Consider the following 5,505-nt stretch of genomic DNA (forward strand, 5'->3'; position numbering starts at 1 on the left):
AAAGATACCTTGGCTACCGTTGTCGAAAGCGAAAACAAAGTACAACGACCAGTCTATTACAAAAGAAGATATAATCCAAGGAAAACCAAAGACCAAAACGATTCCCTGAACAAACCTGAGACCATAGAGACCAAACTCTGGGCCAAAATCGAACAGGATCTTATTTCCGACAATAAGAAAAGCCTGCTGCAACTTTGCCAGATCTACAAAATGAACTGCGACCAACACATCTTTACAGAATGCGAGTACTCAGAAGATGTCCTTTTCTTTATGGCCAGCCTAGTCAGCGATGACGAAAAGCCAATATTGATAATGGAATATAAGGATCAATACCCTTCTGGCAAGTATATCGATAGGGTAGATAAATTGATCATAAAGCCAAAAATTACCCTTAATCCTATAAATGAGGGGTTCGCAAAACTTGATTACGATAAAAAAATACTTTTGGCCAACAGGATCGAGGGAGGCAATCGTCCTTACCACATCGGGTTCTTCGACTATTCAAAAAACAAGGAATATGCTGTAAAGAGTATCGGTTTCAATACAGATGATATTTCTATAGACCTATCGACCTTAGAAATTCCTGATGGCCCCTACACGGTCAAGGTAAGGGATTCTGTAGGGCGGGTCTTTGTAGAAAAGAGTGGCGTACTTGTAAGTGAGGATATCCGCGTTCCCAACAGTATAAAACTAATTTCGATTATCGGTTTGATTGGGTTATTGATACTTTTATATAAAAGATTTATTCATTTTTAAGATGGACAAAATGATAGAAAGGGATATTGCAACAGATAGTCTCGGATCATTCCGAAAGAGCGCCTTTTGGGAAGAAGGCTGGTTTTTGGCCATGGTCTTCCTCTTTTTTACAGGCTGTAATCCTGGTTTTGGCCAAACGGGAAACAATCCCTTTTCCATTGATAGAATTTCCGTTGACGAAACCGAAAACGCCATCAAAATAGTCTGTTCCTTAGGTGATAATGCAATACCAGAGCAAATCTCCAAGGGTAGTATTCGATTTCATCTTAATATCCAACAGGGAGATACCGTTTTTAAGGATGTCATCATTAGAAAGAAAGAACCTCTCCCTGAAAACAGGATGCTCCTAACCGTACAACCTCCTTTGAAAGCATCGATCGTCAAAACCGAAAAAAGGACTTTCATTGTGCATCTCCTCGTTGACAACCATGATTCCGAGGCCGAAAGAAGTGCGGTTCTGGGGTCTGCTTTCAAGACCTACGACCTTAGGCCGTACACTCATACAGATGGACTAACACTTCTTGGAAATGCGATCATACTGTTTATGATATTTTCCGTCATCTTGTTCTTGATCAAACCATTACGCCAAAGATATAGGTTCAAACAAAACCATATTATGAAATACCTTGATGCCTGGGAAGATGGCAAGTCGCGCATAGACCCCTTCACTTTTGTGCCTATTGGTGATCGAGAGAAGGTAATAGCTATTGAGAATAAGGTAATGCTGCCAAGTTCTTGGAAAAGGCTTAAAAAGCTCCCGTACAGCAAACCCGCGCGCGCGCATGCGGAGTTCTTTGACCAATTTTCAGACCGGTCATTCTTTAACCCCCTTGCTAAAGAGTTCGGCAAGGCCGATAGGGCATGGTACGGTCTCATCGGCATTTTTGTAGGATGGTTGTTCTATAGGCTCATGCTATCTTGGGAGGTAGGTCAACACAGTGGTATTGCGGATCTTTTCAATACTGATCAATTGCAGATTTCAACGGCCATTGGGCACGATGCCGTTCTGGGCATTACTTTAGGTATTTCTTACGCTACCGTATTGGCGCTCGTGGATCAGCTTCGCAACAATTTTTCGATTTCCTACAGTGTTAAAACCATGTTGCTAAGGACAACGTATATTGCCTTGGCTTTCCTTTTCCAAAACCTGTATTTGAACGGTCTCATCGCATGGTGCCTCGTGGGAATTGCATTTGTCTTTCCTTATAATTTTAAGAACGGCATCTTCAGGAATCTTCTTATAGGATTATGTATCGGAATATTTTCCTACGGTGTCTTTCAACTTACCGGAATACCTTATTTAAGGGATCTATTGGGGGTGGATATACCGCTATTTCTTGGTCTGGCGATAATGGGTTGTCTGTCTTCTGCCCTGTTCTATTCACGCATATCCAAGAGGCATATGGTCAAACTTCGGGAAATAAGGCGTCTTAATCAGGTTTTTCAGAAAAAAGGTACTTCAGCCAATAAGAAGTTGGATCAAAATGGAAAATTAGTAAAGGAAACTGAAAAGGTTTTACAGGAATAATAAAAAGGAAATAACAATTCCAAAAAAAGGGAAAATGCTGAAGAGAGAGCCAGACAAAAATAAAGCGGAAAGCACCATATGGTCAGAGATCCGGCAATTGGACCGGCTACAGATGAATCTGACCAAACAACTAGGTTCCCCTATGGCCATTCAGAACCTAGCTGCCAAAGCTGCGAAACTAACTAGTGAAAATAACATAGAAACGAGCGTTGTGTTCCTAACGAAAAAGAAAAGCACACCGGCTCTGCAAAAAGTCTTAAAATGGTTGGGCATAGATAAGGAACTGGACGATGGGATGATCTTCGGTGGAAAGACCACCGGTACCCTCGGCCTTGGCGACCAACTTCTATTTACGATGCAATTGTTTCATTTTGACCATTATCCGGTGCGGATTCTGCCCGAATGTACCAAATCGTTGAATATCGTGGTGTATGACCTTGACATTCGGAAAAATTACCCCAATTGGGATTTGGCCTTGCGGGTATTGGGCATGGATCCCTCAGTCTGCATTTTAATAGACCTATCCGATAATGGGCAGAAAACTGTCCCAACACAGGTCCCAAGAATAAATTCGGTCCTGACCAAATTCATAAACATAACTCAACTAAATGATACAATTAATGAAGTATTGATTTCCCAGGATGTAGTTCAAGGGGTTAAGGTAGCCAAACTACTGAACCATCTTCGTATTTCGCACCATTTACACGATTTTATTGAAGAACATTTAGAGGAAAGGGAAAAACAATGGCAAGGTAAGGCTATGATTACCTACAAGAAAGAGCTTCAAATCCAGAACAACATTGCAGATCGATCGGGAAAGGAACTTAGCTTACTTAAACTAAAAATTGACAGTGGTTATAAGCAGCTGATCAGGCTTGTGGAAAACAAGACAGAAAACCTGGATAAGATGGCTCCAGGGTATAGGCAACTGGAAGATGAAATTACCTCTTTTCTGGGTTTTGTGGAAAACAAAGGCAGCAGATATTTGACTCTTATAATATCCGAAGGCGCTGTTCAGGATAAGATCCAGAAGGCCAACAAACTATTAATGGATTATTTTGAAGACATACTGTCTAAGGTCAACAAAGGCATACAAGATCTGGAAATGGAAATACGGGAACAGTTTCAGGAATGGCAATTAGATCTGCCCGAAATCGAAACCCTTCCCATAGATAGCAAGTTAACTAACGAAGTATTATCTGGTAGCAATTCACTACCGGACAAGCCCTACCAAAAACAGATCATTTCCAAAGGGATTGGAAGCCTTCTCTTGGAACTGCGCACCCCACTTTTTATGCTTATGCCCTTTATGATGATCTTTGCCCTCTTCGCCTCGTTGGTAGGGGAAGCGGACAAGGGCAAAGTAGACGAAACGGTAATGTTTCACGAGAATAGACCGGCGATAGCCATAAATCGTTTGCCTGAATCCCGTAATAACGAATTCGGGAGGTTTATCAACGAACTGGAAAGGTATAATGCCCCTGGTAAAGATGTTTTTGAAAAGGGCATAGAGGGAGAACTGGTCACCGAACCCCAATTAGCTGTAAAAAGTGTGGAAGTGCCCCAAAATTATGGTAACGGCACAAAAACAGAACAGCGGTTAGACTATTTCTTCGACAGCCAGGACCAAATGGTCTATCTGTACCTTAACCCGAATGCGGACCGTAATTTTGTAATCGACAAATTGTATGACCCCGGATTGGAACTGCTTACCATTCCTAATTCTACCCGGCGTGGTTTTGGAATCGGTGGGCTGATACGTTTTCTATCCGGGTTGCGGGATTACCGCTATATCATATTCATTGGCCTACTGGGTTTAATCTCTTGGTTCATTATCACGCGTAAAAGAAGTATGGATGCGGAACTGGTCGCCGCAAAGGAAAAAGAACGCTTTAAACTCAACAGCGATTTGAAGCAGCATATGGATAAAATTATAAAACTGAACGTCCAAAAATGGCGTTCAAAGCTAGTGGAAGAATTGGGTAGTCGTGAAAATACCCTACTTAAGGAAGCGGAAAGGGCCTTGAAACATAATATTGAAAACAAGCATATGCAGAAAACCCAGGAGAAAAAAATCTTGCAAAAACGAACGGCCTCGCTAAAGATTCAAAAGTCAAAGCTTTCGAACTTCAAAAGCGAGCTCCACAAATTGCGAATCAAATTTGACCAATTGGAAACCAAGTTCAAACGCACATTGCGAACACGCTGATAGTACCAATTAAAAAAAGGTAAAAGATGTATGGATTAATAAATTTAAAAAAACCAGGTGAAGATTCATCCGGAAAAACTCAATGGGTAAAATTACTCCGTAATCCAGTTGATGGTTAAATGCAGTTTTTAATTTGAACCTTCAACCCGCCAAGGGCAAATCTGAACTTGATATTTTAAAAACAGAAGCAACAAGTTCAAGCTAAAGAATTAGTCATCGAACACTAAAAACCTATTTAATATGTATTTAGGCATCTTCATCAACGATTCCCATATCTCGGCAGCCATGCTGAACCAAATCGAAGAGGTCGTTCCCATCAGGGACGCGGCCATTTCAAACGAACATAAATCTGCGACTTCACTTAAGATCTATATCGAGGATAATTTTGCCTATACAGGGATTCTGGTGGACAATTTGATTGCCAACAACTACAATCTGCACTGTGCCAAGCATTTTCTTAACGCTTTGGAACACCACGAAAGAACGGTTTACACGGATCAGACCGGAGTAGCGTGGAATGCTTCCGGCCTGCTTTCCATCTTTTTGAAAAAACTGAAGGGCGACATTGTGGTATATGATGACAATCCTATACGAGGCGCCATGGTAACGACGACAAGACCAGTTTCAATCAATCTAACCGAGGGATTAAAAATGGCCTTCGAAATGGCCGACCTACCCTTTTGTGGAGTAGTCGACATGGGTAAAGCGGCTCTACATGGGTATAATATAATTGAAGGTACGTCAAGGAAAAAAAAGGTGCTGTTGATTAATCTGGATCCGATGGCCCTTACCATTAGCGTAATGGGAGTGGACAAGGAGAACTATACCGAAACCTTGCTTTTGAAATCCGAAGAGAACCTTGGAGAGAATATGCTGCACACCCACATCATTGATTTTCTTGCAAGAACCTATCACCAAATGACCGGCAAGAAAATAAAAAAAAGTCCTAAGAACGCTATCCATCTTAAAAAATTGGCCAAGGATATCCTGTTTAAATATTTTTCGCAATCTG

At 41.3% G+C, this 5,505-nt stretch carries 4 protein-coding genes; all 4 read left to right on the forward strand.

The window, feature by feature from the left end; translation table 11 throughout:
* Positions 1-756, forward strand: a 756-nt coding sequence (locus WBM98_RS16855) for a hypothetical protein (protein WP_424367183.1), incomplete at its 5' end; no start/stop codon positions are given.
* Between the two features lies 1 nt (position 757).
* Complete coding sequence (locus WBM98_RS16860; RefSeq protein WP_424367184.1) at positions 758-2,284, forward strand: hypothetical protein; 1,527 nt, start codon at positions 758-760, stop codon at positions 2,282-2,284.
* Between the two features lie 34 nt (positions 2,285-2,318).
* Entirely contained in the window at positions 2,319-4,493 is a 2,175-nt protein-coding gene (locus WBM98_RS16865) for a hypothetical protein (RefSeq protein WP_424367185.1), read from the forward strand.
* A gap of 240 nt (positions 4,494-4,733) precedes the next feature.
* Positions 4,734-5,505: hypothetical protein (locus WBM98_RS16870; RefSeq protein ID WP_424367186.1), on the forward strand; the 772-nt coding region annotated here is incomplete at its 3' end.

The sequence above is a fragment of the Maribacter sp. genome, assembly GCF_049667165.1.
GTDB lineage: Bacteria > Bacteroidota > Bacteroidia > Flavobacteriales > Flavobacteriaceae > Maribacter_A.

What these genes read in the sequence shown, in the direction of transcription:
- WBM98_RS16865 (WP_424367185.1), top strand. Translation starts at nt 2,319, where the DNA reads ATGCTGAAGAGAGAGCCAGACAAAAATAAAGCGGAAAGCACCATATGG.
- WBM98_RS16860 (WP_424367184.1), top strand. Translation starts at nt 758, where the DNA reads ATGGACAAAATGATAGAAAGGGATATTGCAACAGATAGTCTCGGATCA.